22 protein-coding genes are annotated in these 26,576 nt (G+C 72.6%); 15 read left to right on the top strand and 7 right to left on the bottom strand.

What is annotated here, in order from left to right:
* Window positions 1-13 precede the first annotated feature (13 nt).
* From NW895_RS35310 to NW895_RS35300, 3 genes are read right to left on the bottom strand one after another with little or no spacing between them, the layout of a single operon-like run.
* A complete protein-coding gene (locus NW895_RS35310) occupies window positions 14-490 on the bottom strand; it encodes an NUDIX domain-containing protein (protein WP_289940930.1) in 477 nt (158 codons plus the stop codon).
* Window positions 487-2,025, bottom strand: a complete 1,539-nt coding sequence (locus NW895_RS35305; RefSeq protein WP_289940929.1) for an ATP-dependent DNA ligase — start codon at window positions 2,023-2,025, stop codon at window positions 487-489. The genes NW895_RS35310 and NW895_RS35305 overlap by 4 nt, the downstream gene beginning before the upstream one ends.
* 29 nt (window positions 2,026-2,054) lie before the next feature.
* On the bottom strand, window positions 2,055-3,011 hold the full coding sequence (locus tag NW895_RS35300; protein ID WP_289940928.1) for an NAD(P)/FAD-dependent oxidoreductase: 957 nt from the start codon (window positions 3,009-3,011) through the stop codon (window positions 2,055-2,057).
* A gap of 77 nt (window positions 3,012-3,088) precedes the next feature.
* On the opposite strand from NW895_RS35300, the gene NW895_RS35295 reads away from it, so the two are divergent.
* From NW895_RS35295 to NW895_RS35270, 6 genes are all read left to right on the top strand, one after another.
* The gene (locus NW895_RS35295) at window positions 3,089-3,664 is read left to right on the top strand and encodes an XRE family transcriptional regulator (protein WP_289940927.1); all 576 of its coding nucleotides are present in this window, start codon (window positions 3,089-3,091) and stop codon (window positions 3,662-3,664) included.
* A gap of 130 nt (window positions 3,665-3,794) precedes the next feature.
* Window positions 3,795-4,760 (top strand): NADPH:quinone oxidoreductase family protein, encoded by a 966-nt coding sequence (locus NW895_RS35290; protein WP_289940926.1) that lies wholly within the window; start codon window positions 3,795-3,797, stop codon window positions 4,758-4,760.
* Window positions 4,757-5,938, top strand: coding sequence for an acyl-CoA dehydrogenase (locus tag NW895_RS35285; RefSeq protein WP_289940925.1), 1,182 nt, complete (start codon window positions 4,757-4,759; stop codon window positions 5,936-5,938). Before NW895_RS35290 ends, NW895_RS35285 begins: the two co-directional genes overlap by 4 nt.
* On the top strand, window positions 5,935-7,017 hold the full coding sequence (locus NW895_RS35280) for an acyl-CoA dehydrogenase family protein (protein ID WP_289940924.1): 1,083 nt from the start codon (window positions 5,935-5,937) through the stop codon (window positions 7,015-7,017). Before NW895_RS35285 ends, NW895_RS35280 begins: the two co-directional genes overlap by 4 nt.
* 197 nt (window positions 7,018-7,214) lie before the next feature.
* The gene (locus NW895_RS35275; protein WP_289940923.1) at window positions 7,215-8,081 is read left to right on the top strand and encodes a phosphatidylinositol-specific phospholipase C/glycerophosphodiester phosphodiesterase family protein; all 867 of its coding nucleotides are present in this window, start codon (window positions 7,215-7,217) and stop codon (window positions 8,079-8,081) included.
* A 105-nt stretch (window positions 8,082-8,186) separates the two neighbouring features.
* A complete protein-coding gene (locus tag NW895_RS35270; protein WP_289940922.1) occupies window positions 8,187-8,381 on the top strand; it encodes a hypothetical protein in 195 nt (64 codons plus the stop codon).
* A 2-nt stretch (window positions 8,382-8,383) separates the two neighbouring features.
* Here the strand turns inward: NW895_RS35270 and NW895_RS35265 are convergent, their stop codons facing one another.
* Together NW895_RS35265 and NW895_RS35260 are read right to left on the bottom strand one after the other, a co-directional pair.
* The gene (locus NW895_RS35265) at window positions 8,384-9,622 is read right to left on the bottom strand and encodes a phosphodiester glycosidase family protein (RefSeq protein ID WP_289940921.1); all 1,239 of its coding nucleotides are present in this window, start codon (window positions 9,620-9,622) and stop codon (window positions 8,384-8,386) included.
* A gap of 63 nt (window positions 9,623-9,685) precedes the next feature.
* Entirely contained in the window at window positions 9,686-10,069 is a 384-nt protein-coding gene (locus NW895_RS35260; RefSeq protein WP_289940920.1) for a DUF779 domain-containing protein, read from the bottom strand.
* Between the two features lie 225 nt (window positions 10,070-10,294).
* Between NW895_RS35260 and NW895_RS35255 the strand changes: the two genes are divergently transcribed.
* From NW895_RS35255 to NW895_RS35245, 3 genes are all read left to right on the top strand, one after another.
* On the top strand, window positions 10,295-10,861 hold the full coding sequence (locus NW895_RS35255) for a GNAT family N-acetyltransferase (protein WP_289940918.1): 567 nt from the start codon (window positions 10,295-10,297) through the stop codon (window positions 10,859-10,861).
* A gap of 220 nt (window positions 10,862-11,081) precedes the next feature.
* Complete coding sequence (locus NW895_RS35250; RefSeq protein ID WP_289940917.1) at window positions 11,082-14,024, top strand: LuxR family transcriptional regulator; 2,943 nt, start codon at window positions 11,082-11,084, stop codon at window positions 14,022-14,024.
* A gap of 825 nt (window positions 14,025-14,849) precedes the next feature.
* Complete coding sequence (locus tag NW895_RS35245) at window positions 14,850-15,854, top strand: ParB N-terminal domain-containing protein (RefSeq protein ID WP_289940916.1); 1,005 nt, start codon at window positions 14,850-14,852, stop codon at window positions 15,852-15,854.
* 76 nt (window positions 15,855-15,930) lie between these two features.
* Here the strand turns inward: NW895_RS35245 and NW895_RS35240 are convergent, their stop codons facing one another.
* Complete coding sequence (locus NW895_RS35240; RefSeq protein ID WP_289941114.1) at window positions 15,931-17,016, bottom strand: alpha-hydroxy acid oxidase; 1,086 nt, start codon at window positions 17,014-17,016, stop codon at window positions 15,931-15,933.
* Between the two features lie 31 nt (window positions 17,017-17,047).
* Complete coding sequence (gene hppD, locus NW895_RS35235; RefSeq protein ID WP_289940914.1) at window positions 17,048-18,148, bottom strand: 4-hydroxyphenylpyruvate dioxygenase; 1,101 nt, start codon at window positions 18,146-18,148, stop codon at window positions 17,048-17,050.
* Window positions 18,149-18,396: 248 nt separating this feature from the next.
* Between hppD and NW895_RS35230 the strand changes: the two genes are divergently transcribed.
* The 6 genes from NW895_RS35230 (at window position 18,397) to NW895_RS35205 (ending at window position 26,555) form a co-directional block, all read left to right on the top strand.
* On the top strand, window positions 18,397-19,488 hold the full coding sequence (locus NW895_RS35230; RefSeq protein WP_289940912.1) for a prephenate dehydrogenase: 1,092 nt from the start codon (window positions 18,397-18,399) through the stop codon (window positions 19,486-19,488).
* A gap of 134 nt (window positions 19,489-19,622) precedes the next feature.
* Window positions 19,623-22,109, top strand: a complete 2,487-nt coding sequence (locus NW895_RS35225) for an aminotransferase class I/II-fold pyridoxal phosphate-dependent enzyme (RefSeq protein WP_289940911.1) — start codon at window positions 19,623-19,625, stop codon at window positions 22,107-22,109.
* Window positions 22,110-22,255: 146 nt separating this feature from the next.
* A complete protein-coding gene (gene dpgA / locus NW895_RS35220; RefSeq protein WP_289941113.1) occupies window positions 22,256-23,371 on the top strand; it encodes a 3,5-dihydroxyphenylacetyl-CoA synthase DpgA in 1,116 nt (371 codons plus the stop codon).
* Entirely contained in the window at window positions 23,365-24,051 is a 687-nt protein-coding gene (gene dpgB, locus NW895_RS35215) for an enoyl-CoA-hydratase DpgB (RefSeq protein ID WP_289940910.1), read from the top strand. The genes dpgA and dpgB overlap by 7 nt, the downstream gene beginning before the upstream one ends.
* Entirely contained in the window at window positions 24,048-25,385 is a 1,338-nt protein-coding gene (gene dpgC / locus NW895_RS35210) for a (3,5-dihydroxyphenyl)acetyl-CoA 1,2-dioxygenase DpgC (protein WP_289940909.1), read from the top strand. Before dpgB ends, dpgC begins: the two co-directional genes overlap by 4 nt.
* A gap of 291 nt (window positions 25,386-25,676) precedes the next feature.
* Window positions 25,677-26,555, top strand: coding sequence for an alpha/beta hydrolase (locus tag NW895_RS35205; RefSeq protein ID WP_289940908.1), 879 nt, complete (start codon window positions 25,677-25,679; stop codon window positions 26,553-26,555).
* Window positions 26,556-26,576: the final 21 nt, after the last annotated feature.

Here is a 26,576-nt window from a genome sequence, read left to right as displayed (position 1 = left end):
GTACCGCATCTCGTCAGTCCGAGTGCTCCGCCAAGCGGTCGAGAAACGCGGCCTGCGCCTTGACGATCACGTCCCGGGCCCGGTCCACGCCGAACCACGCCACGCGGTCCAGCTCGGGGAACTCCTGGAACCGCCCGGACTTCGGCGGCCACTCCATGCGGAAGGTGCCGGGGGCGATCGTCGCGGGGTCGAGGTCGGCCTCGATCGCCCAGACCGTGACGATCTTGCCGCCTGACTGCCGGACCTCGCCGAGGGCGATCGCCTCACCGTCGGGCGGCGGCAGACCCAGTTCCTCCTGGAACTCACGGCGGGCGGCCTCCCAGGCGGTCTCGCCGGGGCCGTACTCGCCCTTCGGTACCGTCCACGCCCCGGCATCACGCCGGGCGAAGAAGGGGCCTCCCATGTGGCCGAGCAGCACCTGAAGGCCGTCGTCGGGGGCGCGACGGAAGAGCAGCAGGCCCGCGCTGCGTCTGCCGACGGGCTCCGTCATGGCCTCACCTCCGGGTGGGCGGCCAGCAGCGTGTCCACCGTGTCCGCGTCCTCAGGGCGCTTGTCCTCGCGGTAGCGGACCACGCGGGCGAAACGGAGGGTGACGCCGGCCGGGTAGCGGGTGGACCTCTGCAGGCCGTCGTAGGCGATCTCGACGACGAGTTCGGGGCGTACGGTCACCACATACCCGTTGTCGTCGACGGCCAGCTCCTGGAGCCGTTCGGTCTGCCAGGCCAGCATCGCGTCGGTCATGCCCTTGAAGGTCTTGCCGAGCATGGCGAGGCCGCCGTCGGCGGTGCGGGCGCCGAGGTGCAGGTTGGAGAGCTTCCCGGTGCGGCGGCCGTGGCCCCACTCGGCGGCCAGGACGACCAGGTCGAGCGTGTGGACGGGCTTGACCTTCAGCCAGGACGCGCCGCGCCGGCCCGCGCTGTAGGCGGCGTCCAGTGCCTTGACCACGACGCCCTCGTGGCCCCGCTTCAGCGTCTCGGCGAGGAACTCCTCCGCCGCCCTCACATCCTCCGGTCCGGACACGACCGTGCGCCGCACCCGCATCGGCTCCGGCACCAGACGGGACAGCTCCGCGTGCCGCTCGGTGAACGGCAGGTCCAGCAGGTCGCGGCCGTCGACGGACAGCGCGTCGAAGAACACGGGGGAGACGGGCACCTCCTGCGCCGCCCTCGCCACGTCCACGCGGGAGCCGACGCGCCCCGCGGTCTCCTGGAAGGAGCGGGGACGGCCGTCCCCGTCGAAGGAGATCACCTCGCCGTCGAGGATGAACCGCTCGCCCCTCAACTCCCGCGCGGCCGACGTCACTTCGGGCAGGCGGTCGGTGATGTCGTCGAGGGTGCGGGTGTAGATCCGTACGGTCTCGCCGTCCCGGTGCACCTGGACGCGGATGCCGTCCAGCTTCTCCTCGACCGCGCAGCCGCCGAGCTTGTCGACGGCCTCCGCCACCGAGGAGGCGCTGTGCGCCAGCATCGGCAGCACGGGGCGGCCGACGGTGAGCCGGAACCGGTCCAGGGCGGGGATGCCGTCCGTGAGCAGGGCCTCGGCCACCGTCTGCAGGGAGCCCGCGAGCATCACCGCCCGCCGCACGTCCGCCGGGGGCGCGCCGGTCGCCTCGGCCAGGCCCTCGACGGCGACGGCGTCCAGTGCGCCCTGCCGGACCTCGCCGGTGATCAGGCCGAGCAGGAAGCGCTGCTCCTCCTCCGTGGCCGCGCCCATCAACTCCCCGACGAGACGGGACCGTTCGGCCTGCGAGCCGGGCCCCGACACCCTGCCGAGCTCGGTGAGCCGGGCGTCCACCTCGCGCACGGTCAGGGTCGGACCGTCGGCCGGTTCGACGCGGCGGCCGAGCACCTTCCAGCCGACGCCGAGCCGCCCCTGCGGCAGCCGTCCCGCCAGATACGGGATGACCACCGGAACGTCCTCCGCCTCCGCGTCCCGGAACAGCTGAGCGAGCAGGGCGATCTTCCGGGACCGCGCCGAGGTGGCGGCGACCTCCCGGGACACACGGGCCAGCCGGGTCAGCAGCATGCAGCCATGGTGCACCTCGGGCGGCCCCTCTACACCTGTACGGCCGCGTCCAGGTCGGTCATGAGCAGCTCGCCGTTGATCGTGGCCGCCGCCCGGTATCCGCCGGCCGCCGCGTGCACGACCTGCTCGGCGAAGCCCATCGCGTTGCCCACCGCCCACACCCCGGGCACCGTCGTCAGGCCCGTCTCGTCGACCACCGGGTACGCCCCGAACGGAGTCTCGCGCAGCTCGGCACCCAGCCGCTCCAGCAGACCCGTCCGCGGTACGGCGCGGGGCGCGACGAACAGCACCGAGCGGTCGTGAGTGGTTCCGCCGGCGAGCCGGACCCCGGTGAGCCGGTCCTCCTCGACCACCAGCCCGGCGACCTCGCCGGGCACCACCTGGACCCCGGCCGCGGCGAGGCGGCGCAGGTCCTGGTCCGGCAGCTCGTCCTCGGCGACGGTGTGCAGGAAGAGGACGACGTCCTTCGACCACTGGGAGACCATCAGCGCCTGGTGCACGCTCATGGGCGTCGAGGCCAGCACGCCGAACGCCTGGTCGCGCACCTCCCAGCCATGACAGTACGGGCAGTGCAGCACGTCCCGTCCGAACCGCTCGGCCACGCCCGGCACGCCCGGCAGCTCGTCCCGCAGCCCGGTGGCGATCACGAGCCGCCGGGCGCGTACGGTCCGCCCGCCGGCGAGCACCACGGCGAAGTCCCCGGAGTCGTGCCTGATGGCGTCCACCGCCCGGTCCCCGACGAGCTCCACGCCGTACCGGGCGATCTCCTCCCGGCCGACGGCCAGGAACTCGGCGGGCGGCATGCCGTCCCGGGACAGATAGCCCTGCATGTGGGCGGCGGGCGCGTTGCGCGGCTCGCCCGCGTCGACGACCAGCGTGCGGCGCCGCGCCCGGCCCAGGACCAGCGCGGCGGACAGCCCGGCCGGGCCGCCGCCGACGACGATCACCTCGTACGGCTCGTCGTGCCGCTCGATGTTCTCGGTCATGGTGACCACCTCCGCGACGACGGTCACCCACCCGGTGCGGCATTGACAAACATGTTTGCCGAAACTGCAATGAGGAGATGACCACCGACGACGTGCTCGCGGGCGTGGGGCCGAGGCTCCGGCGGATCCGGAAGGAGCGGGAGGTGACCCTGGCGGCGCTGTCCGAGGCGACCGGCATTTCCGTCAGTACCCTGTCCCGCCTGGAGTCCGGCCTGCGTAAACCCAGCCTCGAACTGCTGCTGCCGATCGCGCAAGCGCACCAGGTGCCCCTGGACGAGCTGGTCGGCGCCCCGCCGGTCGGGGATCCCCGGGTGCGGTCCAAGCCGATCGTCCGGGGCGGCCGCACCCACTGGCCGCTCACCCGTCAGCCCGGTGGGCTCCAGGCGTACAAGGTGCTGGAACCGCAGCGGACGCTGGAGCCCGACCTGCGGATCCACGAGGGCTACGAGTGGCTGTACGTGCTGTCCGGGAAGCTGCGGCTCGTCCTGGGCGAGCACGATGTCGTGCTGCGGGCAGGGGAGGCCGCCGAGTTCGACACGCGGGTGCCGCACTGGTTCGGGTCGACGGGGGAGGGGCCGGTGGAGTTCCTGAGCCTGTTCGGGCCGCAGGGGGAGCGGATGCACGTACGAGCAAAGCCCGCCCGGGGGACGTGACACACCTGACTGTTCCCGGGACTGTTGCCGGACTGTTCCCAGATGGCAAGCGACCGCTTAGTATGCTGGGGACCCCGGTCATACCCCGGTCATACCCCGGCCAGACGACGCAGTCCCGTGGAGGCCCCGCATGCAGGCATGGCAAGTGCACGAGAACGGCGAGCCGAGCGAGGTGATGCGCCTTGAGGACGTGGCGCCGCCGACGCCCGGCGACGGCCAGGTCCTGCTGCGGGTGCGCGCCGCGAACATCAACTTCCCGGACGCACTGCTGTGCCGGGGGCAGTACCAGGTCAGGCCGCCGCTGCCGTTCACGCCGGGCGTGGAGATCTGCGGCGAGACCGAGGACGGGCGCCGGGTCATCGCCAACCCCGCACTGCCGTACGGCGGTTTCGCCGAGTACGCCGTCGCGGACGCCGCCGCCCTCCTGCCCGCGCCCGACGCGCTGGACGACGCCGAGGCCGCCGCCCTGCACATCGGGTACCAGACGGGCTGGTTCGGGCTGCACCGCCGGGCCGGCCTGGAGGCCGGGGAGACCCTGCTCGTCCACGCTGCCGCTGGAGGGGTCGGCAGCGCGGCCGTGCAGCTCGGGAAGGCCGCCGGCGCCACCGTCATCGGTGTCGTCGGCGGCTCCGAGAAGGCGGCCGTCGCCCGGGAGCTGGGCTGCGACGTGGTGATCGACCGGCGCGGCGAGGACGTCGTCGCCGCCGTGAAGGAGGCCACCGGCGGCCGCGGCGCCGACGTGATCTACGACCCCGTCGGCGGTGCGGCCTACGCCCAGTCCGCCAAGGTCGTCGCCTTCGAGGGCCGGATCGTGGTCGTCGGCTTCGCGAGCGGCACGATCCCCAGTCCGGCGCTGAACCACGCACTGGTGAAGAACTACTCGATCCTCGGCCTGCACTGGGGCCTGTACAACACCAAGAACCCCAAGCTGGTGCAGCACTGCCACGAGCAGCTCACCGAGCTGGCCGCCCGGGGCGCGATCAAGCCGCTGGTCAGCGAGCGGGTGCCGCTGAGGGAGACCGCGGCCGCGGTGCAGAAGGTGGCGGACGGCCTGACCACCGGCCGGATCGCCGTCGTCCTGGAGGAGGCAGCATGATCGACGCCGAGGAACTGCGCCGCCGTACACGGGAGTTGCTGGCCGCGCACCAGCCCGCGCAGACGGACCGACTGGACTTCCTCCGGGCCCGCTTCGACGCCGGACTCGCCTGGGTGCACTACCCGGAGGGCCTCGGCGGACTGGGCGCTCCCCGCTCCCTCCAGGCCGTCGTCGACACCGAGCTGGAGGCGGCCGGGGCCCCCGACAACGACCCGCGACGCATCGGCATCGGCCTCGGAATGGCCGCGCCGACGATCCTCCAGTTCGGCACGGAGGAGCAGAAGCAGCGGTACCTCAAGCCCCTGTGGACGGGCGAGGAGGTGTGGTGCCAGCTCTTCAGCGAGCCCGGCGCCGGGTCCGACCTGGCCGCGCTCGGCACCCGTGCCGTACGTGAGGGCGACGACTGGGTGGTCAACGGGCAGAAGGTGTGGACATCCAGCGCCCATCTCGCCCGCTGGGCCATCCTCATCGCCCGCACCGACCCGGACGTGCCCAAGCACCGGGGCATCACGTACTTCGTCTGCGACATGACCGACCCGGGTGTCGAGGTCCGGCCGCTGCGGCAGATCACCGGCGAGGCCGAGTTCAACGAGGTCTTCCTCACCGATGTCCGCATCCCCGACTCCCGCCGCCTGGGCGAGGTCGGCGACGGCTGGCGGGTCGCGCAGACGACCCTGATGAACGAGCGCGTCTCCATCGGCGGGATGCGGCTGCCCCGCGAGGGCGGCATGATCGGCCCCGTCTCGAAGACCTGGCGGGAACGCCCCGAGCTGCGCACCCACGACCTGCACCAGCGGCTGCTGAAGCTGTGGGTCGAGGCCGAGGTCGCCCGCCTCACCGGGGAACGCCTGCGCCAGCAGCTCGTCGCCGGGCAGCCCGGCCCCGAGGGCTCCGGCATGAAGCTGGCCTTCGCCCGCCTCAACCAGGAGATCAGCGGCCTGGAGGTCGAACTCCTCGGCGAGGAGGGCCTGCTGTACGACGACTGGACCATGCGCCGCCCGGAGCTGGTGGACTTCACCGGCCGGGACGCCGGATACCGCTACCTGCGCTCCAAGGGCAACAGCATCGAGGGCGGGACCACCGAGGTCCTGCTGAACATCGTCGCCGAGCGCGTCCTGGGCCTGCCCGCCGAGCCGCGCACCGACAAGGACGTCGCATGGAAGGACCTGGCCCGATGAGCACGCAGCCCGACCTGCTCTACTCGGAGGAGGAAGAGGCGCTGCGCGCCGCCGTCCGCGACCTGCTCGCCGACCACTGCGACGCGCCGGGCGTCATCGCCCGCACCGAGTCCGGCACCCCGCACGACCTTCAGGCGTGGAAGGCCCTCACCGACGGCATGGGCCTCGCCGGCCTCCTCGTGCCCGAGGCACAGGGCGGCCAGGGAGCCACCCACCGCGAAGCCGCCGTCGTCCTGGAGGAGCTGGGCCGGGCCGTCGCTCCCGTGCCGTACCTGACCAGCGCCGTCGTCGCCACCGAGGCCCTGCTGGCCTGCGATGCCGACGACCTGCTGGCCGAGCTGGCGTCCGGTCGCACCATCGGCGCCCTCGCCGTCGCCCTGAACGTCGCCCCGGGCGGCGCCTACCCGCTCGTACGCCACGAGAACGGCGCCCTCCACGGTGAGCTGACCGGCATCGCGGACGCCGTCGTGGCCGACGTGCTGCTCGTGCCCGCGGACGACGGCGGGCTGTACGCGGTGCGGGCGGACGCCGTGACCGTCACGGAACAGGTGTCCCTGGACCTGACCCGTCCGGTGGCGAAGGTCGTCCTCGACGGGGCGCCGGGGCGCCTGCTGGGCGACGCCGAAACCGCCGTACCACGGGCCCTGCGGGCCGGGGCCGGGCTGCTCGCCTCCGAGCAACTGGGCGTCGCAGACTGGGCGTTGACCGAGACGGTGCGTTATCTGAAGGAACGCAAGCAGTTCAACCGGCCCGTCGGCGGCTTCCAGGCGCTCAAGCACCGGCTCGCCCAGCTGTGGCTGGAGGTCGTCAACCTCCGCGCGGCCGCACGCAACGCCGCGGACGCCCTCGCGACCGGGGAGGACGCCGACGTGGCCGTCGCCGTCGCCCAGGCGTACGCGGCCTCCGTCGCGGTGCACGCCGCCGAGGAAGCGCTGCAACTGCACGGCGGCATCGGTATGACCTGGGAGCACCCGGCGCACCTGTACCTGAAGCGGGCCAAGGCCGACTCGATCGCCTACGGCACCGCGGGCGCCCACCGGGAGGCACTGGCCGGACTGGTCGACCTCCAGGCCCCCTGACCTACACCTGGGTGAAGCACCAGGAAGGCCCGGCCCCTGGAATGCGCCTCCAGGGGGCGGGCCTTTCGCCGTGCCCAGCCCCGGTGAAGCGAACGTACGGCGGCGGTCCGGCCAACTCCCCGCACGGGCCTGCTCCTTGAGCCGACCGGGACGCATACTCGCAAGGGTTCCGTCCGGCACTTCCAGGGAGGCAGAGCATGGCCCTCACCACCCGTCGCAGAGCCCTCAGCACCCTCGGCGCCGCCCTCGCGGGCTCGGTCGCCCTGCCCGCCGCCCGCGCCCTCGCGGGCGAACAGCAGCACGGCCCAAGGCCGTTGTGGCGCGCCCACGCCCACAACGACTACGAACACCCCCGCCCGCTGCTCGACGCCCTGGACCACCGTTTCGGCAGCGTCGAGGCCGACATCCACCTCGTCGGCGACCAACTCCTCGTGGCCCACGGCCCGGAGGACCTCGACCCGTCCCGCACCCTGGAGTCCCTCTACCTCGACCCGCTCGCCGCCCGCGTCAGGGCCAACCACGGCTCGGTCCACCGGGGTGACCGCCGATCCCTGCAACTCCTCATCGACCTCAAGACCGAGGGCTCGTCGACATACCTCGAACTCGACCGTCACCTCAAGCGCTACAAGCGTCTCTTCACGACGTACGCCCACGGCCGGGTGTGCCCCGGCCCGGTCACCGCCGTGATCTCCGGTGACCGGGCGGCCCGTGCACCCATGGAGGCCCAGACCGTCCGGCGGGCCTTCTACGACGGCCGGATCGGCGACCTCACAAGCGCCGCCCCGGCCTCCTTCGTCCCGCTGATCTCCGACAACTGGACGCTGCACTTCACCTGGCAGGGCGTGGGCGCCTTCCCCGGCGCCGAGCGGCAGAAGCTGCACGCCGTCGTCGGCGCGGCGCACGCACGGGGGCAGCGGGTGCGGTTCTGGGCGACCCCGGACCTGCCGGGCCCCGCCCGGGAGGCGGTGTGGACCGAACTGCTCGCCGCCGGCGTCGACCACCTCAACACCGACGACCTCGCAGGCCTGGAGGCCTTCCTGGACGCCCACGACCAGCCGGCCTAGGACACCACACGTTCGGGGGACACGTCAGCCGCCCGGACGAACCCTCCGCTACGCCACACTTGCGGCCGAACGCCGCGAAACGGACGTGGCGGAGGAGGTTGTCCGATGGCCGTTTCCATCTCTGTGGTACTGCTGCTCCTGGTCCTGGCAGTGATCTTCCTGCGCAACGGCGGGCTGAAGATCTCGCACGCGCTGGTCTGCATGCTGCTGGGCTTCTACCTGGCCAGCACCAGCATCGCCCCGACGATCCACAGCGGCCTCACGGCGACGGCGGACCTCGTCGGCAGCCTGAGACCGTGAGGTCACGGCGCCCGGAACACCCCGATGCCGTTCGGGACGGGACGTTCCGCTCCGCCGCTGGGGTGGTTGCGCACGGAGACGACGGACGCGCCCGGTTCGCGGGCCACCAGGGTCGTCGAGCCTCCGCCGTCCAGGCTGAAGGCATCGACCGAACCCAACTCCCGCATGACATCGGCGACTTCCGCGATCGTCAGACCGCTGCGGTACTGGGTCGCCCCGTCCAGCGCGAGCAGTAGCACGCGCCGCCCGCCGTCCGCGATCCCGACGGCGGTGCGCACCGCCGAGGTCCGGCCGTCGAGGCCCGGGAGCGGCTGACCGTCCGTCAGGACCGGGTAGCCGCCGAGGGCGAAGCTGTAGGGGATCCGGGTCGCGGCCGCCACCAGGCTGTGTCTCACCCGCACCCGATCGCCGGTGGAGAGCTTCCGCAGGTGCTGCGCGCCGGCCTCCCGGCCGACCAGCACGGTCGTGCCCGCGGCGATCGGACCCTTGCCCGGCGTGTCGGAGGCGGCGACGACCCGGCCGTCGCGGAGCGTCACCTCGTAGGTGTCCGTGCTGCACGGGGCGGCCCGGTCGGTGTCCGTGCCGCAGGTGGCGCGGACCCGGGAGGCGCTGCCCCACTTCGGGGTGAACGCGCCGATGGACCCCACCGGCAGGGCGTACTGGTTGAGCCCGCCGAGCGGCAGCCGCCCCTCGGGTGTGCGGATCGACCCGCGCAGGGCGAGCCCGTCCAGCCGGGCCCGCCGGTCGATCCCGACGCCGAACACGTCCTCGGTGGTCGTGCCGGGCGGCAGCGCGGGGCCGAAGCGCTGGCCGTCCGGCACCGCCGCCTTCAGCGCCCGGCCGCCCGCGATCGCCGGTCCCACGCTCGCACCGGTCGCCTCGACGCCCGGGTGCTGGGTTTCGCTGATGTTGAAGAAGTCGCCGTTGATGCCCGCGATCGCCCCCTGGGCGTCGGCCAGCTGCGAGACGCGGCCCCGCGCGGCCACCGCTCCCGGATGCAGCAGGCCGAGACGTACGTGCGGGTCGCGCAGGTCGACGCTCAGTAAGTGAGCGTGCGTCACGCCCCCTGCCGCCGGGATGTCGAACTCCTCGTAGCGGACACCCGGCGCGACCCCGCCGGCCTCCTGCACTGCGCCGGCCGGTGCCGCCCCCACCAGGGCGACACCGGCCAGCGTGCTGAGCAACGCGAGAAACGTCAGTGCCGATCCACCCGCTCCGGAACGCTTGCGACGACTCGTCACCCTGCCTCCTGATGTCCCGTCAACTCCCCTCAGTGGAGCAGAAGACGGTGACTTCGGAGGCGGTCAGGCGCCGACTACGCGAGAACGGATGAGAAAGCGCACCCCCTCGGGTGCCTCCAGCGAGAAACCGCTGCCCCGGCCCTCGACCACGTCCACGATCAGCCGGGTGTGGCTCCACACCGCGTACTGGCTCCGCGAGATCCAGAACGGCACCGGCTCCGCCACTCCCTCGACGTCCAGTTCCGCGAGCAGCACGTCCGACTCGCCCGTACGGAACTCGCCCGCGGGATAGCACATGGGGGCGCTGCCGTCGCAGCACCCGCCGGACTGGTGGAACATCAGCGGGCCGTGTGCGGCGCACAGCCGGCGCAGCAGGCCGGCGGCCGCGGGGGTGAGTGCGACGCGCGGGATCTCCTCGGGACCGACGTGCGGGGTGTCCTCGTCCATGCCGACCAGGACAGCACACGGGAGGTTGCGAGAGGGTTGCGTACTCAGCCGTTGCCCGTGCTGTCGCGCGGCAGCAGGGTGACGCGGTGGAAGTTGCACGGTGGAGGTCTACATCGTCGCCTGCTCACCGCCCCGCTTCCAGAGCTTGAGCGATTTGTAACCGGCACGTGTGGTCCCTCCGGCATTCCGGGCGGGTTTGTTCCCCCGGCCGTCTACGCTCTGTGCATGGACATGACCGCATTGCTGCTGGAGACGGAAGCCGCTCCGGGCGCTCCCGCTCTCCTTCTGCGTCCCTGGAGACCGTCGGACGCGTCCGTTCTGGCCGAGTTGTACCGGGACGGGGCACTGCGCCGCTGGGCGAGCGCCGGCGTCGACGGCATGGGGGGCGCGGAGCGGTGGCTGGAGGAGCAGCGACGGGGATGGCAGCGGGGGGACCGGTTCGCGTTCGCGGTCGTCGAACCCGTCGGCGAAGCCGGGGACGGGCAGGTCGTAGGCAACGCGGTCCTCAAGAACGTCAGCCCCGGTGCGCCGGCGGCCGAGGTCGGCTACTGGACCGCGGCGCACGCACGCGGGCGGGCAGTCGCCCCCCGGGCGTTGCGGGCGGTGACGGACTGGGCCTTCGCCACCTTCGGCGACGGCGGACTGACGCGCCTCGACCTTCTGCACCAGATCGACAACGTGGCGTCCTGCCGCGTCGCGGAGAAGACCGGATACGCCTTCAGCGCGCTCCTGCCCGCTTCGCCGCCCGCGTTCCCCCTGGACGGGCACCTTCACATGCGCACCGTCCACTGATCGAATCCGGGACATCCGTCGCACGGATCACTCCAGTCCGATTCAGTCGCATATCGCGGCGCAATTCAACAAGACCGGACGTCTCGTATCGATGGCGCGCATTTTTCTGGTGTGGCAGAATTGGGCCGGGTGGGACAAGTCAGAGTGGAACGATCATTGTCGGCTCTTTAGTGAGATTTGCTGAAGGGAACGCATGGTCAGGATACGGGGGAACTGACTCATGGAACTGGTGGAGCGGGGCACCGCGTTATCGATAATGAACGACACGCTTGAGGCGTGTGCGGCCGGGCGCGGCGGAGTGGTGCTGCTGAGCGGCGCGGCGGCCACCGGCAAGACGGCGCTGCTGCGTGAGCTCGGCGCGCGCGCCGCATCCGCGAAGGTGCTGTTTGTGCAGGCCACAGCGTCAGATGCCGAGCGTTCTCTGCCGCTGGGCGTGATCGAGCAGCTGCTGCTGGGCTGCGCGGTGCCGGGCGCCCGCGCGGAGGTCGCCGTCGGACGCAACGACTGGGGCGCGGCAGCCGGCCCGCAGGACCCGGGGGCGGGGGCGCTGCCCGCGTCCGTGGTGAATGATCTCACCGGAATTTGCGGCATTCTGATGGAAAAGTCGGAAGAAATTCCGCTGGTACTGTGCGTGGACGACGTACAGCATGCCGATCCCTATTCGCTGGAATGCCTGCTGTATCTGGCGCGGCGAAGTGAAACTGGCCGAATTCTGGTGGTGCTCGGAGAGAGCAGCAGCTTCCCGGTGGAGAATCCGCGATTCCGTATAGAGCTGCTCCGGCTGCCGAGCTGCCGGCACGTCCGGCTGCGCCTGCTCACCCGCCAGGGCGTCGGCCGCATGATCGCCGCCGACCAGGACGGGTGGCGGGCGCGCCCGCTCGTCGAGGAGTTCCACCGGTTGAGCGGCGGTAGCCCCCTGCTGGTACGGGCCCTGCTCGACGACCTCCGCCAGCGGAGCGTGCCGGACGTCGAGGCGAACGGCGGCCCGACGGGCGAACGCCTCCCCGGGCCGGCCTTCGAACAGGCCGTCACCACCTGCCTGTACCGCAGCGACGTCACCTTGCGGAACGCCGCATGGGCCCGCGCGGTGCTCGGCCCCGGCGCCTCCCACGCGACCCAGGCCGACGTCCTCGCCACCACACCGGAGTTGGCGCGCCGGAGTCTGGACGCACTGGGGGAGACGGGGCTGTTGAGCTCCGGCTGGTTCCGCCACGAAGCGGTCCGGTCGGCCGTCCTGCACAGCATGGACCCGGTGCACCGCACCCGCCTCGAAGCCCGCGCCGCCCAGGTGCTGCACGACCACGGCGCGTCGGCGACCGTACTGGCCCGGCACCTGATCGCGGCGGAACCCTTCGACGCCCCTTGGGCGTTGCCCACGCTGCTGGAGGCGGCCAACCGGGCACTGGCCGACGACGAGACCGGCCTCGCCCTTGACTGCCTGCGGGCCGCCCGCGACAAGTGCACGGACGAGCGGCAGGCCCTGTCGATCAAGGCCCTGATCATGCGGGTGGGCTGGCGCTCCGGCCCCGGCGCCGGTTCCGGTCAGCTGCCCGAACTGACCGCCGCCGCCCTCGCCGGGCAACTGGGACCCCGGGACACCGAGTCGCTGATCGCGCACCTGCTCTGGTTCGGCCAGCTCGACCAGGCGCTCGACGTGCTCGACACCGCCGAACGGCGCGCCACCCCCGCGTCCGGCCCCGGCAACGGCGACACCCGGCCGGGCCCCCGGGAACGCTTCGACGCCGTACGGCTGCGCATGGCCGTCCGCTTTCCGGGACTCTCGGGGCCCACACCCTCCGGCATGGTCGGCGCCCTGCGTCGCTGCCTGCCCCACACGCAGGGCGTCGAACAGCGTGCCATGCGGCTGCTGGCCGGAATCCTGGACGGGGCCCCCGGCGAACAGCGCGAACGCGATGTCGCCAGCGCACGGGCCGAACAGATGCTCCAGGGCACCCGCCTGGACGACCACACGCTCCCTGTCATCCTCATCGCGCTGTCGGTCCTCTTCGTCGTCGACGAACTGGACAAGGCCGTCTCCTGGTGCGGCCTGCTGGTGAAAGAGGCGGAGGAACGCCGCGCACCGATGTGGCAGGCCCTGTTCGCGACGGCGAAGGCCCTGGTCGAGATCAGACTGGGCGAACTGGAAGCCGCCCGGGAATCCGCCCGCAGCGCCCTCACCCTGGTCCCGCCCGAGGGGTGGGGAGTGGCCGTCGCGGCACCGCTCGGCGCGCTGCTGTACACCGAGGCCGCCACGGGCAGACTGGAGGAGGCTGCCGACCGGCTCGGCGAACCCCTGCCCGACGCGGCCCTCCATACGTGGGGCGGCGTGCTCTACCTCTGGGCGCGCGGCCACTACTACCTCGCCGCCGGACGGCCGTACGCGGCCCTGGACGACTTCCTGGAGTGCGGCAGGCTGACCACCCGCTGGGGCCTCGACCTGCCGGCCGGTCCGCCCTGGCGCGCCGACGCCGCCCAGGCCTGCCTCGTCCTCGGCGACACAGGACGCGCCCGCACCCTCGTCGAGGACCAGCTCGACCGGGTCGGCGAGCACCGCACATGGGCCCGCGGTGTCACCCTGCGCGTCCTCGCGGCCACCGTGCCCGTCACACAGCGGCCGGCCCTCCTCGAAGAAGCCGTGGACATCCTCAGGGAGCGCGGCCACCGCTACGAAGCGGCCCGCGCCATGGACGACCTGGCCCGGGCCCACCGCGAACTCGGCAACATCGGACCGGCCCGGACACTGGCCCGTACGGCGCTGCGGCTGCTGCGCGCGTGCGGGGTCGAGCAGCCGGCGTACGACATGCCGCCCGCCCCGTCCGGGACGGTGGCCGACACCGGAGTCGAACAACCGTCCACGCATGAGCGGTCGTGGCCGTCGACGGACGGAGCCCGCCCGCAGCCGGTGGACGAACTCAGCGACGCTGAGCTGCGCGTGGCGACGCTCGCCGCCCGTGGACACACCAACCGGCAGATCGCCGCCCAGCTGTTCATCACGGTCAGCACCGTCGAGCAGCACCTGACCCGCGTGTACCGCAAGCTCAACGTCAGGCGCCGCACGGGCCTGGCGGAGCTGCTGGAGCACCGCTCCGAGCAGCCGGAGCAACCCGAACGCACCACGGCACAGGGCGAGGACGGGACCCGGGACCGGATGCGGTCCTGTTAGGGCCTGTTGCGAAAGTCCTGGCACGCCCCCGGCCGTCAGGCGGTCGGGGTCGCGCCGGTGCACCGGGGCACGACGTCGCAGGGCTCGGCCCCGGAAGTGCACGGCTTGTCCCCCTTGTGCGCGGCAGCGGTCCCGTGTCCCGACAGTTCTACGAGACGTCCGGTCACACGACGGTCAGAAAACCCTGTGTGACCGGTGACCAGTGTGTGACCTCCGCACGGCCACCCTGGTACCCGAACCCGTGCCCGCTCCTCCCCCTGAGACGCCGCCGGCTCCCCCTACGGCCGGTGCCCGGTCCGTGCTCTCCGCCCCTCTAGGGGAGCGCATAGGGGTGGCTAGGGGTGCCAGTCACCGTGATCCCGTTGATAGGGGTACTGGCCGCAAAGCGGCTGCGTTACTGTGGCTGCTCATCGAGGGCTAATCACCGCAGGTAGTGCGGTGAGGCCAGGTGAAAGTGAATAACACCGGCTTCGGACTGGGTTCTCGCATTCGACTGCACACGCCACTTCTCACCCATCCACCGCACCGCCCGGAACGAAGGCGGTACGGCATTCATCCGGCCCACTCGGGAATGCGTCGGAGACCCCGGCGACTCCGTGTCCGGAGTGCACGTCGAATCCCGGTTCCGACCGCCGACCAGGCCAACCACCCTCGCCGGCGCACCTCCTGGACGACGAGGTGCGCCCGTGCACGCCCTGCTGCGCCCTCGGCGCGGAGGGGCCGGCAGCTTCAGCCAATGGGGAGGCGGAGCGGCCGTCGACGTGCCGGTGGCGCGCGTTCGAGGGCACACCCGGGCACCGGGCACATCAGTTCACATAGGGGGAAGTGGAATTGCAAGCTGGGCACGGGACGGTAGATCAGAACCTGGTTGTCGAAGTCGAAATCGAATCCCTTTCCACAGGCGATTCACCGCGTGTCTCCGGAGCCGATCCGGAACACGTGGAGGCTCTCGTGGCGGCACAGACGCCGCTGCCTCCCATCATCGTGCACCGTCCGACCCTGCGGGTCATCGACGGACTGCACCGGCTGAGCGCCGCGCGGCTCCGCGGCGACGACAAGATCAGCGTGGTGTTCTTCGACGGCGACGAGGCCGAGGCCTTCGTCCTGGCGGTGGAGTCCAACACCACACACGGGCTTCCGCTGACCACGGCGGAGCGCAAGCTGGCGGCCCGGCGCATCATCGCCTCGCATCCGCAGTGGTCGGACCGCATGATCGCCTCGGTCGCCGGCATAGCTCCGGGGACGGTCGCGGCGATACGCCGGCAGAGCCGGCACGGCGCGGCGGCCGAGACCGCCCGCATCGGTCAGGACGGGCGGATCCGCCCCGTCAACATCGCCGAAGGACGCAGACTGGCCGGGCAACTCATCGCCGAGAACCCCGGGCTGTCGCTGCGTCAGATCGCCCGCGCGGCGTCCATCTCCCCGGAGACGGCCCGCGACGTGCGCAACCGCATGCTCCGCGGCGAGGACCCGCTGCCGAAGCCGCGCACCCGCAAACACGCCGAAGGCGGCACCCCGCGCCAGGAGACCACGAGCAACCTCGCCGTCCCCACCGTCAGCACCGTGCTCGAACGGACCCAGGTGCAGCACCGCACGGCGGTGGTGGAACGGCTCAGGGCCGACCCCGCCCTGCGGTTCAACGAGACGGGCCGCACCCTGCTGAGGCTGCTCACGGTCAACACGGCCAGCGCCCAGAACTGGGAGGAGATGATCGACAACGTACCGCCGCACTGCGGCGGCATCGTGGCCCGCCTGGCCAGCGAATGCGCGGGCATGTGGGCGGAGTTCGCCACGCGACTGGAGCAGCGCACGGTCGCCGAGAGCGCCTGAGCGAGGCGCACCGGAGAACCGGTGAACCGGTGACGGCGGGCCCCGACAGGGGCTCGCCGTTTTCGGCGTTCACCTTCTATGCTCCTCGCCGGACCGTGCGCAGACCGCCGGCCGCTCCCACGCCGGGGCAGCCCGCCAGGCCCAGGGCGTCCCGCAACTCGTCGGCCAGCAGCTCCAGCACCCGGCTCGCACCGGCCTCGCCGCCCGCCGCCAGCCCCCACAGCACCGGCCGCCCCAGCAGGACGCCGCAGGCTCCCAGGGCGAGCGCCCGCAGCACGTCCGTACCACCGCGCACACCGCTGTCCAGCAGGACGTCGCAGCGGCCGGCGACGGCGGCGACCACCTCGGGCAGCGCCTCGATGCTGGGCACCGCTCCGTCCAGCTGCCGACCCCCGTGGTTGGAGACCACCACGGCGTCCACTCCGCACTCGGCGGCCCGCACCGCGTCCTCGGGCGACAGCACGCCCTTCAGCACCAACGGAAGCCGGGTGTGCTCCCGCAGCTCGGCCACGGACGACCAGGTCACCGCGGAGGAGAAGGTCTCGCCGGTGTGCGCGGCCACCGCCGACCCGGCCCCGGAGGGTCTGCGGTGCGCCGTCGACGGCGCCGCCGCGAGATGGGCGGCCCGGACGCCGTCAGGCAGGGCGAACCGGTTGCGCAGGTCGCGCAGTCTGCGGCCCATCCACGGCACGTCGACCGTGAGCATCACCGCCTCCGCCCCCGCGTCCTCCGCCCTGCGGACCAGGTCCAGCGCCCGGCCCGGCTCCCGGAGCCAGTACAACTGGAACCAGACCGTGCCGCCCACCGCGGTGATCCGCTCGATCGGCACGCTGCTCAACGTGCTCACCGTGAACGGCACCCCCGCCCGCTTCGCCGCACGGGCGACGGCGAGTTCCCCCTCCGGATGCAGCAGCCGCTGGTAGGCGACGGGCGCCACCGCCACGGGCATCCGCACCGGCCGCCCGAGCAGCGCGGCGTCCGTCGTGCACCGCGCCACGTCCCGCAGCACCCGGGGCACGACGAACACCCGCTCCAGCGCGGCCCGGTTGGCCTCCAGGGTCGTCTCGCCGCCGCTGCCCCCGGCCACGAAGTCCCGCACCCCCGCCGGCAGCACGGCGGCGGCGAGCCGCTCGACGTCGGCGAGACAGAGCGCCTCCTCCAGCCGGTGCGCCCCGGATACGGCGGCGTCCACGTCAGCGCCGGGGAAATCCACGCTGCTTCGTCCGCTCCAGTTCCACGGCCTCGTACAGCGCCTTGATGTTGGCGCTGCCGAAGGTCGCCGCGCCCTGGCGTTCGATGACCTCGTAGAAGATCGTCTGCCGAGGGTGCTTCGAGGCGGTGAAGATCTGGAACAGCCGCCCGTCGTGGTCCTCGTCGGCGAGCACGTTCGTCTCCCGCAGGTCCGCCAGCCGCCCCGCGTCCAGCCCCATGCGCTCGCCGAGCAGGTCGTAGTAGGCGGACGGCGTACGCAGGAAGGTGACACCGCGTGCGGACAGGGCCCGTACGGCGGCGACCGCGTCACGGGAGGAGAACGCCAGGTGCTGGACGCCCGCTCCCTGGTGCCCCTTCAGGAACTCGTCTATCTGCCCGGGGGCGGCGGACACGTCCGGCTCGAGCAGCGTCAGCGTCACCGAACCCGACGGGCTCTGCACGACCGTCGACTCCATCGCCTGGGCGCCCACGACGATGCGTTCCCGGAAGATGTCCCGGAAACCGAGGGCCGTGCGGTAGTAGTCGACGGTCGGCCGCAGCTCGCCCGCGTTCAGGCACACCGCCACATGGTCCAGTGCGAGCAGCCCCGCGTCGCCTTCGGCGGCCGGCTCCGCGCCGGTCACCGGGGAGAAGCCCGCGGGCAGACCCGGCCCCTCATCAGGTTCGCGCTGGACGAACGTGTGGACGACGTCGCCGAAGCCGCCGACCGCCGCCGTGACGGGATCACCGGCCGCATGCCGCGTCGGCCGCCGTACCGCCCGGGCCCCGCGGTCCACCGCAGCCCGGAAGGACGCCTCCACATCCGCGGTGCGCAGCGCGATGTCGGCGACGCCGTCCCCGTGTGCGAGGACGTACCCCGCCCCCGGGTGCTGGTCCGACGTCGCCTGGGTGAGCGCCAGGGTGATACCGCCCTGACGCAGCGCCGCCCCGCGGTGCCGCGACGAAGCGCTCGTGCCGACCACGGTGAAGCCGTACTCGTCCACCCAGGAGGACACGGACGCCTCCAGGTTCGTGACATACATCCCGACGTGGTCGATCGAGAGGTCCTCCAGCGGAACCGCTGCTTTCGATGAATCCAGCATGTGTGTCTCCGGAAAAGGAGAGAACAGGGTTTTTGGAACTCCATGGTTCGAGGTGAGTTTCATGGATTGATGCGAACTCTATGGTTCTGGTTCGGGAAAACGAACTGTCCGACCGTCCGGGACGGTTGGGTCCGGGGAAGACGTCCGGGAAATGTGGCGGCCATACGGGGCGGTGCGTAAACTCGCCTGGCCTTTCGGTTCCTGAACGATGGCCTTTTGTGAACGGGTGATGTCTTGTGCTGCGCACCATGGCCGTCATCGGCACCGGTCTCATCGGTACCTCGGTAGCCCTCGCCGCGCGCCGGCGGGGAGTGACGGTGTTCCTCACGGACCGTGATCCCGTGGCCGCGCGGACGGCCGCCGCCCTCGGTGCCGGGCACGCCCGCGCCCCCGTGGGGCCGGTCGACCTGGCGGTGATCGCGGTGCCGCCCAGCCAGGTCGGCGCTGTGCTCGCCGACGCCCAGACGAGTCGGCTCGCCCTCGACTACACCGACGTGGCCAGCGTGAAGGCCGGTCCCGAGCGGGCCGCGCTGAGCCGTGCCCCGGACCCCGAGCGGTACGTCGGCGGTCATCCGCTGGCCGGCCGCGAGCGCTCCGGGCCGCTCGCCGCCCGCGCCGAGCTGTTCCAGGGCCGCAACTGGGTCCTCACCCCGTCGCCGGTGACCTCGCCCGACACGTTCGACCGTGCCCTCGGCCTGGTGGAACTGTGCGGTGCCGTCCCGGTGGTGATGCCCAGCCAGGAACACGACAGTGCCGTGGCCGTGACCTCGCACGTCCCGCACCTGGTGGCCAGCCTGATGGCGGCCCGGCTCCGGGACGCGCCGGCCGGGACGTCCCGGCTCGCCGGGCAGGGCCTGCGCGACGTCACCCGGATAGCGGGCGGTGACTCCCGGCTGTGGGGCGACATCCTGCAGTCCAACGCGCCCGCGATCGCCGATGTCCTCAGGGCCCTGCACGCCGATCTGTCCCGGCTGGTGCCCGCGCTGGACGCGCTCGCCCGGACCGGTGACGGGGACCGGGAGCCCGGCATGCGCACACTGGTGGACCTGCTGGACCGGGGCATCCTCGGCCTGGCCGGCATCCCCGGCGCCCGGCCCGTCCCGACGGCCGGTGACCCCCGCGTGCGGGTACGGGTGGCGGACCGCGCCGGTGAGCTGGCCCGGCTGGTGACGGCCGCCGTCGGCCTGGGCGTGGTGGCGGAGGACGCCGAGGTCGACGGCGACGCCGACGGTCTCGTCGTACGCTTCGCCGTGCCGTCCGAGGCCGCCGACCGCATGGTCGCCGAGCTGCGCGAAGAAGGCTGGCCCGCAGTGCGGGAGAACGTCGTGCTGCCGGTGTGACGCCGGAATCCGCATGCCTGTCCAAGTGCCCGAACCGGCCGGTTGGACGCTGTTGTTGGCGGTCCGTGATCCGTGTGACGCTGAACGCCGGATAAGGGCCGTCCCGTGGAGCGCGGACAACCGGGGGGAAATCCATGGTGCATTCCGACGGTCGCGTGCGTACTGCACGTGACGGCAGCACCGGGCGTGCGGAAAAGGGACGTGGGGGAAACGGGCGTCCGGAAAGCGGGAGTCCGGAAAGCGGGAGTCCGGAAAGCGGGAGTCCGGAAAATGGGCGTCCGGTAATTGGGGGTTCAGGTGACGGCGGAACCGAGTCGCCGTATCCGGAGCGCTCCCCGGCACCCGAATGCGGTGCGTCCGCGAACCGGGAGATGTTCGAACGCACCGGTCTGCGGCAGGGCGTACGCCGCGGTCCGGGAACGCCGGAGACCACCGTCAAGCTCCTCGGCCGGCCATGGCCGGCACCGCTGGTGGTCGGACCGCTCACCGCCGCGCCCCGGCCCGGCGCCGAGCTGGCGGTGGTGCGGGCGGCGGGCGCGGCGGGTCTGCCGCCCGTCGTGAGCGCCTTCGCCGAGCGGACCTTCGGCGAACTGGCCTCCGCCGCCGAGGTCCCGCCGTGGCTGCGCACCTACTCCTTCCAGGACGCCGGGACGGGGCGTGAGCTTGCCCGACGGGCCGAGGAGGCCGGCTTCCACGCCGTGGTCCTCGCGCTCGGCGACCGCGACGCCATCCGGCTCGGCCCCGTCGCCGCCCCCGTCAACCTGCCCGCCACCGGCCCGATCACGGACGTACGGCGGCTGCTCGACGCCCACACCGACTGGGCCGCCGTGGCGCGGCTGCGCTCGGCCACCGCACTGCCGCTGCTGCTGTCCGGGGTGCACACCGCCGCCGACGCCCAGCGGGCGGTGGACGCGGGCGCCGACGGCATCGTGGTCACCGACCTCGCCGCACTGCCGCGGATCGCCGAAGCCGTGGCCGACGGCTGCCCGCTCCTGCTGAGCGGCGGCGTGCGCCGCGGCGCGGACGTCCTGGCCGCGCTCGCCTCGGGCGCCGACGCCGTCGTCGTGGGCAAACCCGTACTGGAGGGGCTGCGGGCCGGGGGACGCGCCGGTGTGACCGAGACCCTGCACGGGCTGGTCCGGGAGCTGACCGAGGCGATGGCGTTCACCGGCACCGGCACGGTCGCCGACGCCGGCCCCGACCTCATCCGCATCGCACCCGGCCCGGCCCGCCCGCGGCCCGGCACCGGGCCCGCGCACACGTCACACGGCTCACCGGGCGCACGGACGCCCGCCCCCCGCCGGCCGGTGACCGAGGAGTCCGCACCGGGCCTGCGCAGGTCCGACCTGCACGCGAGCCTCAGCGACCCCGTCCTCGACACCATGACCTTCCTCAACGAGGTCACCCTGCGCTACCCGGACGCGATCTCCTTCGCCCCCGGCCGCCCCTACGACGGGTTCTTCGACACCGAGCAGATCTTCCGCCACGTACGGACGTACCTCGACCACCTGGCGGAGCAGGGCAGTTCACCGCAGCAGATCCGGACCGCGATGTACCAGTACGGCCCCACCGCCGGCCAGATCCGCGAGATCATCGCCGACGCCCTGCGCGCCGACGAGGGCATCGACGTCCCCGCCGAATCCGTCGTGGTCACCGTCGGCGCCCAGGAAGCCATGCTGCTGGTGCTGCGCGCCCTGATCACCGGCCCCGACGACGTGCTGCTGGTCGCCAGCCCCTGCTACGTCGGCATCACCGGCGCGGCCCTCCTCCTCGACATCGCGGTGACCCCCGTGGAGGAACGCGAGAACGGCCTGTCCTGCGCGGACCTGGAGGCCGCCGTCCTCAGGGAGCGGGCCCGCGGCCGCCGCCCCCGCGCCCTGTACGTCGTCCCCGACCACTCCAACCCGTCCGGCACCACCATGGACGAGCGCGGCCGGGCCGAACTCCTCGACCTCGCGGCCCGGTACGGCATCCTCGTCCTGGAGGACAGCCCGTACCGCCTGGTCAGCCCCGGCCCGCCGCTGCCCACGCTGAAGTCGATGGACCGCACCCGCACGGTCGTCCACCTCGGCTCCTTCTCCAAGACGGTCTTCCCCGGCGCCCGCGTCGGCTTCGTCGTCGCCGACCAGCCGGTCGTGGACGACGACGGCCGCACCCACCTCCTCGCGGACGAACTCGCCCGCATCAAGAGCATGGTGACCGTCAACACCTCGTCCCTCAGCCAGGCCGCCGTCGCCGGCACCCTGCTGACCGCGGACGGCCGGGTCTCCGAGCTGAACGCGGCGGCCGCCACCTACTACGGCGACGCCATGCGGGCCACACTGCGGGAGCTGGACGCGCATCTGCCCGCCGCGCGCCGGACGGCCCTGGGCGTCAGCTGGAACGAACCGACGGGCGGCTTCTTCCTGACCGTCCGCGTGCCCTTCCGCGCGGACAACGCCGCCCTCACCCGCTCCGCCCAGGACTTCGGCGTCATCTGGACGCCGATGACGTACTTCTACCCCGACGGCGGGGGGCTCGACGGCATCCGGCTGTCGACCAGCTACCTCACCCCCGCCGAGATCACCGAGGGCACGGCACGGCTCGCCCGGTTCATCGAAGCCGAGGCCGAGCGGCCGTAGCCACGCCCGACCACCGACCCGTGACACAGCAGAAGGGACAGGCACGTGACCGGCACCAGTGACGCACGACTGCGCAGCAAGCCCCGCATGTGGGGGTGGACCTTCCGATGAGCATCGACACCGCCCCTCCCGAGATCCTCGGCGAAATGCCCGAGGTGGAGCCGAAGGACACTCGTCCCTTCGGCCGTCTCCCCGCCTACCCGCGGATCGTGGGCGTGGGCACGGCCGTGACCCCCACCTCCTACACCCAGCAGGACGTCCTCGACGCCTTCGACATCACCGACCCCAAGGTGCGGTCGGTCTTCCTCAACAGCGCCATCGAGCGGCGCAACCTGACCCTGCCGCCCGCGGACGCCGACGGGGTCCGCAGCCCGGAGTCGCAGGGCGACCTCATCGACAAGCACAAGGAACTCGCCCTGGAGATGGGTGCCGAGGCCCTGCGCGCCTGCCTGAAGCGGGCCGGCGCGGACCTCGCCGACCTGCGGCACCTGTGCTGTGTGACCTCCACCGGCTTCCTCACTCCCGGGCTGAGCGCCCTGCTCATCCGGGAACTCGGCATCGACCGGCACTGCAGCCGCAGCGACATCGTCGGGATGGGCTGCAACGCCGGACTCAACGCCCTCGGCGTGGTGGCCGGCTGGGCCACCGCCCACCCCGGCGAACTCGCCGTCGTCCTGTGCGCGGAGGCCTGCTCCGCCGCCTACGCCATGGACTCCTCCATGCGGACCGCGGTCGTCAACAGCCTGTTCGGGGACGGCGCCGCGGCCGTCGCGCTCGTCGCGGGCCGCGACCCGGCACTCGGCGTGCCGGACGCCCCGCGAGGGCCGACCGTGCTGAAGTTCGCCAGCTGCATCATCCCCGAGGCCGTGGACGCCATGCGCTACGACTGGGACCGCACGCTGGAACGGTTCAGCTTCTTCCTCGACCCGCAGATCCCGTACGTCGTCGGCGCGCACGCCGAGATCGTCGTCGACCGCCTGCTGGCCGGCACCGGCCTGCGGCGCAGCGACATCCGGCACTGGCTGGTGCACTCCGGCGGCAAGAAGGTCATCGACGCCGTCGTCGTCAACCTCGGTCTGACCCGCCACGACGTGCGGCACACCGTGGGCGTGCTGCGCGACCACGGAAACGTCTCCAGCGGTTCCTTCCTGTTCTCCTACGAACGGCTCCTCGACGAGGCCGTCACCCGGCCCGGCGAGTACGGAGTGCTCATGACCATGGGGCCCGGCTCCACGATCGAAACGGCATTGGTGCGATGGTGACCACGAAGACAGCCCCGCAGACCCCGCTCACCCTCGCACTGGACGGAAGCGAGCCGCTCACGGCGGCGACGGTGAAGGCCGTCACCGTGCTGTGCGACCAGGCCGAGGACGCGGCCGACGGCATCGTGACGGTACGTGTCACCGGCGCCCCCGACCTCACCTGGACCAGCGGAGTCGACGTCATCTTGGTCACCAAGTGGGAACGGGTGCTGCGCCGGCTCGAACGGCTGCCCCGCGCCACGGTCGCCGTCGCCTCCGGCGACTGCGGCGGCACCGCGCTGGACGCGTTCCTCGCCGCCGACATCCGTATGGCCCTGCCGGACACCCGGCTGCTCGTGCCCCGCGACGCCACCGCCACCTGGCCCGGCATGGCCGGCTACCGGCTGGTGCAGCTGGCCGGTGCCGCACGCACCCGCAAGGCCGTGCTGTTCGGACATCCGATCGCCGCTGCCGAGGCGCTGGACCTCGGCATCGTCGACGAGATCGCCGAGGACCCGGCCGCCGCCCTGGCCGCCGCCGCCGAAGTGACGCGCGGGGTGTCCGGCCAGGAACTCGCCATTCGCCGCCAGTTGCTGTTCGACGCCACGACGACCAGCTTCGAGGACGCCCTCGGCGCCCACCTCGCCGCGTGCGACCGCGCCCTGCGCCAGAGCACCGGACGGACGGTGGAGGCCTCATGACGGCGCCTCCGCCCATCCGGCCGGACCACGGCGACGTCCAGACCGCCTGGAAGGAACTGTCCGCCGAATCCGGTGCGATCACCCGCGTCGAGAACCTGCTGACGGACCTGCCCGCCCCCGCCGCCCGCACCGCACGGCAGCGGGCCGAGGCCGCGGCGGCCCACGACGCGGCACGCGCCCTGCGCACCCGGTTCCTGGACGCGTACGCCGACGCCGTGTACGACCGGCTCACCAACGGCCGTGCCCTGCGCCCCCGGCTCGACGAACTCCTCGCATCGGCCGCCGACGCCTTCCCCGGCCTCGTGCCGACCGCGGCACAGCTCGCGGACGAAGCCGGACTCGCCCAGGCGGGCAAGGAAGGGCACGAGATCGACCAGGGCATCTTCCTGCGGGCGGTGCTGCGCTCGCCGACCGCGGGAGGGCACCTGCTCGACAGCATGCTCCAGCCCACCGACCGTGCCCTGCGGATGCTGCCCGACTTCACCCGCACCGGCGTGGCCGACCTGGAAGCGGTGCGGATCGAACGGCGCGGCGACGGCGTGGCACGCCTCACCCTGTGCCGCGACGACTGCCTCAACGCCGAGGACGTCCGGCAGGTCGACGACATGGAGACCGCCGTCGACCTCGTCCTGCTCGACCCCGCCACCCGGCTGGCACTGGTGCGCGGCGGGCCGATGAGCCATCCACGCCACCGGGGCCGGCGGGTGTTCAGCGCCGGCATCAACCTCAAGAGCCTCAGCTCCGGCGGGATCCCGCTCGCCGGGTTCCTGCTGCGGCGCGAACTCGGCTACCTCCACAAGATCCTGCGGGGCGTGTTCAGCGACCACCCCGGTCAGTGGCACTCACCCCGCATCGAGAAACCGTGGGTGGCCGCCGTGGACGGCTTCGCCATCGGCGGGGGCATGCAGCTGCTGCTGGTCTTCGACCACGTGATCGCCGCGTCCGACGCCTACCTCAGCCTGCCGGCGGCGAAGGAGGGGATCATCCCGGGCGTCGCCAACTTCCGTCTCGGCCGCTACGCCGGCCCACGGCTGGCCCGGCAGGTCGTGCTGGGCGGGCGCCGCATCCGCGCGAGCGAACCCGACGCCCGGCTGTTGGTCGACGAGGTCGTGGAGCCGGAGGAGATGGACGCCGCCGTCGAACGCGGCCTGACCCGCCTCGACAACGCGGCCGTGCTCGCCAACCGGCGGATGCTGAACCTCGCCGACGAGTCGATGGACGCCTTCCGCGGCTACGTCGCGGAGTTCGCACTCCAGCAGGCGCTCAGGCTGTACAGCGAGGACGTCCTCGACAAGGCCGGCCGCTTCGCCACACCGGCAGCCGAAGGGAGCTGACGCGATGCCGGTCGTCTTGGCCACCGACACCGAGGAGCCCGGCCGTGTGCGGCGGGCTCGCCGGGTGTCGGGGTTGACGGCGGTCGGCCGTCGTGTGAGTGCTTCGGCGGCTGAGCCGGCAGCCGGGCGAGGGGAGTGGATGCGGTGGCCGGTGGCCGGTGGTCTTGGTCCCCGGTGCCCGGGGGGCTGGCCGTGTGCGGCGGGCTCGCCGGGTGTCGGGGTTGACGGCGGCCGGTCGTCGTGTGAGTGCTTCGGCGGCTGAGCTCGAAGCAGACGAAGGGAGTTGACGCGATGCCGGTCGTCCGTGCGGGCGGGGTCAGCCTCGCCTACGACGAGTACGGCGCGGGTGAGCCGGTGGTCATGGTCACCGGCACCGGGGCCCCCGGCCGTATGTGGCGCACCCACCAGGTGCCGGCCCTCACGGCGGCCGGCCACCGTGTGATCACCCTGGACAACCGGGGCATCCCGCCCAGCGACCCGTGCCCCGACGACTTCACCCTGGACGCCATGGCGGGGGACGTCGCCCGGCTCATCGAGCAGCTGGACGTGGGCCCCTGCCGGGTCGTCGGCTACTCGCTCGGCGCGATCGCCGTCCAGGAACTGCTGCTGGCCCGCCCGGACCTGGTCCGGCAGGCGGTGCTGATGGCGACCGCGGCCCGGGCCGACGCCCTGACCGAGGCCATGACGGCCGCCGACCTGGAACTCGGCGACGCCGCCACCAGGCTTCCGCCCCGCTTCAGCGCGTACGTGAAAGCCCTGCAGAACCTCTCCCCGCGCACCCTCAACGACGACGAACGCCTGCAGGACTGGCTCGCCGTCTTCGAGCTGGCGTCCCCCGACCCGACCGCCTTCCGCGGGCAGCTCGGCCTCCAGCTGATCCCGGACCGCCGCGCGGCCTACCGGCGCATCAGCCGCCCCTGCCTGGTCATCGGGTTCCAGGACGACCTCGTCGTCCGCCCGCACCTGTCGCGCGAGGTCGCGGCCGCCATCCCCGGCGCCCGGTACACCGAGATTCCCGGATGCGGACACTACGGATATCTCGAGAACCCGGCTGCCGTGAATTCCGCGATCATCGAATTCTTCAACCACGACCGACAGGCCGTGAATTCACGCTCGCGCATTGCCCACTTGGACGGCCTTGTAGGTCCCGCGGGCGTGCGGCTAGCGTGAACCAGGTTCCGCCCGCAAAGA

The organism is Streptomyces sp. S.PNR 29 (genome assembly GCF_030386795.1).
In the GTDB taxonomy this organism is placed as follows: Bacteria; Actinomycetota; Actinomycetes; order Streptomycetales; family Streptomycetaceae; genus Streptomyces.
Note: the sequence above shows the minus strand (reverse complement) of the source record. Positions and strands in the feature narration are given on the sequence as shown.

Coding starts and splice junctions, on each gene's coding strand:
- NW895_RS35300 (WP_289940928.1), bottom strand. CDS start 3,011: ATGACCGAGAACATCGAGCGGCACGACGAGCCGTACGAGGTGATCGTC.
- hppD (WP_289940914.1), bottom strand. CDS start 18,148: ATGCTGGATTCATCGAAAGCAGCGGTTCCGCTGGAGGACCTCTCGATC.
- NW895_RS35280 (WP_289940924.1), top strand. CDS start 5,935: ATGAGCACGCAGCCCGACCTGCTCTACTCGGAGGAGGAAGAGGCGCTG.
- NW895_RS35225 (WP_289940911.1), top strand. CDS start 19,623: ATGGTGCATTCCGACGGTCGCGTGCGTACTGCACGTGACGGCAGCACC.
- NW895_RS35230 (WP_289940912.1), top strand. CDS start 18,397: ATGGCCGTCATCGGCACCGGTCTCATCGGTACCTCGGTAGCCCTCGCC.
- NW895_RS35285 (WP_289940925.1), top strand. CDS start 4,757: ATGATCGACGCCGAGGAACTGCGCCGCCGTACACGGGAGTTGCTGGCC.
- NW895_RS35250 (WP_289940917.1), top strand. CDS start 11,082: ATGGAACTGGTGGAGCGGGGCACCGCGTTATCGATAATGAACGACACG.
- NW895_RS35205 (WP_289940908.1), top strand. CDS start 25,677: ATGCCGGTCGTCCGTGCGGGCGGGGTCAGCCTCGCCTACGACGAGTAC.
- NW895_RS35290 (WP_289940926.1), top strand. CDS start 3,795: ATGCAGGCATGGCAAGTGCACGAGAACGGCGAGCCGAGCGAGGTGATG.
- NW895_RS35270 (WP_289940922.1), top strand. CDS start 8,187: ATGGCCGTTTCCATCTCTGTGGTACTGCTGCTCCTGGTCCTGGCAGTG.
- dpgA (WP_289941113.1), top strand. CDS start 22,256: ATGCCCGAGGTGGAGCCGAAGGACACTCGTCCCTTCGGCCGTCTCCCC.
- NW895_RS35295 (WP_289940927.1), top strand. CDS start 3,089: ATGACCACCGACGACGTGCTCGCGGGCGTGGGGCCGAGGCTCCGGCGG.
- NW895_RS35255 (WP_289940918.1), top strand. CDS start 10,295: ATGGACATGACCGCATTGCTGCTGGAGACGGAAGCCGCTCCGGGCGCT.
- NW895_RS35310 (WP_289940930.1), bottom strand. CDS start 490: ATGACGGAGCCCGTCGGCAGACGCAGCGCGGGCCTGCTGCTCTTCCGT.
- NW895_RS35305 (WP_289940929.1), bottom strand. CDS start 2,025: ATGCTGCTGACCCGGCTGGCCCGTGTGTCCCGGGAGGTCGCCGCCACC.
- NW895_RS35275 (WP_289940923.1), top strand. CDS start 7,215: ATGGCCCTCACCACCCGTCGCAGAGCCCTCAGCACCCTCGGCGCCGCC.
- dpgC (WP_289940909.1), top strand. CDS start 24,048: ATGACGGCGCCTCCGCCCATCCGGCCGGACCACGGCGACGTCCAGACC.
- NW895_RS35260 (WP_289940920.1), bottom strand. CDS start 10,069: ATGGACGAGGACACCCCGCACGTCGGTCCCGAGGAGATCCCGCGCGTC.
- dpgB (WP_289940910.1), top strand. CDS start 23,365: ATGGTGACCACGAAGACAGCCCCGCAGACCCCGCTCACCCTCGCACTG.